Consider the following 1,442-nt stretch of genomic DNA (forward strand, 5'->3'; position numbering starts at 1 on the left):
CGTGGAGGCTGGTCAGAACCGGTTTCGGCGCGGCGCCGCCGGCGGCCGCGGGGACGACCCGGGTGCCCACGCCCTTGCGGCGCACCAGGAGCCCCTGGTCGACCAGGGTCCGCAGCGCCTGCCGGACGGTGGGCCGGGAGAGGCCGAGCCGGGCGGCGAACGCGATCTCGTTGCCCAGCAGCATGCCGGGCGCCAGCCGTCCCTGTTCGATCGCGGTGCGCAGCTGCTCGGCCAGCTGGAAGTAGAGGGGGACCGGGCTGCCGCGGTCGACGCCCAGCCCGAGCGACACGAGGGGATCGGTCTCTGCTCTCGCCACGGGCGGAGATTAGCGCCCGTGCGAGGTGGAAGTGAAACCGTATGTCCGGTCAAACGGACATGCGCTTTGACATCACGTCAGGTGAAGGCCATTTTTTGTCCTCATGCGCATCGGAGTCATCGGCACCGGACGGATCGGCGCCCTGCACGCCCACGTCCTCAGCCGTCACAGCGAGGTGGGGTCCCTGGTCGTCACCGACACGGACCAGGAGCGGGCACACGAGATCGGCCAGCGGCTGGGGGCGACGGTGGCGCCCGGTGTGAACGAGGTGTTCAACTGGGGCGTCGACGCGGTGGTCGTCACCGCCGCGACCTCCGCGCACTCCGACCTGATCCGGCGCGCCGCCCGCTACGGGCTGCCCGTCTTCTGCGAGAAGCCGATAGCGCTGGACCTGTGGTCCACGCTGGAGGCGATCGCCGACGTCGAGGCCGCGGGCACGGTGCTCCAGATGGGCTTCCAGCGCCGCTTCGACGCCGCCCACGTGGCCGCGCAGGAGGCCGTGTGGAACGGCCGACTGGGGCGGCTGCACACGGTGCGCGCCCTGACCGCGGAGCCGGCGCCGCCGCCGGCCGAACACCTGGCGCTGCACGGCGGGCTGTACCGGGACGTACTGATCCACGACTTCGACACGCTCCGCTGGGTGACCGGCCGGGAGGTGTCCGAGGTGTACGCGGCCGGGTCGGCCGCCGGACCGGCGATGTTCCGGGACGCCGGGGAGGTGGACACGGCGGCGGTGGTGCTCACCCTGGACGACGGCACGCTGGCCACCGTGACCGGGACCCGGCTCAACGGCGCGGGGTACGACCAGCGGATGGAGCTGGCCGGCGAGCTGGACCAGGTGGTGGTGGGACTCGACGAGCGCACGCCGTTCTTCTCGGCCGGGCCCGGGGGGCCGTCCCCGGCGGAGAAGCCCTGGACCGGGTTCCTCGAGCGGTTCGCCCCGGCCTTCCAGGCGGAGCTGTACACCTTCCTGGACGTGGTCCGCGGCGCCCGGCCCAATCCGTGCGACGGCCGGCAGGCGCTGGAGGCGCTGCGGATCGCCGAGGCCTGCGAGCTCTCCCGCCGGGAGCGGCGGCCCGTCCACCTCGGCGAGATCCCCGACGGCCCGCGCTGACCCGGCCTGCGC

2 protein-coding genes are annotated in these 1,442 nt (G+C 73.5%); one reads left to right on the forward strand and one right to left on the reverse strand.

Translation table 11 applies throughout. From position 1 onward, the window contains the following. The coding region (locus tag HW445_RS30810; protein WP_308800215.1) for a GntR family transcriptional regulator at positions 1-316 on the reverse strand (316 nt) is incomplete at its 3' end. Positions 317-419: 103 nt separating this feature from the next. Between HW445_RS30810 and HW445_RS30815 the strand changes: the two genes are divergently transcribed. Further along, the gene (locus tag HW445_RS30815) at positions 420-1,430 is read left to right on the forward strand and encodes a Gfo/Idh/MocA family oxidoreductase (protein ID WP_180224078.1); all 1,011 of its coding nucleotides are present in this window, start codon (positions 420-422) and stop codon (positions 1,428-1,430) included. Positions 1,431-1,442: the final 12 nt, after the last annotated feature.

This window comes from Streptomyces sp. UH6, from assembly GCF_013421635.1.
Lineage (GTDB): Bacteria > Actinomycetota > Actinomycetes > Streptomycetales > Streptomycetaceae > Streptomyces > Streptomyces abyssomicinicus.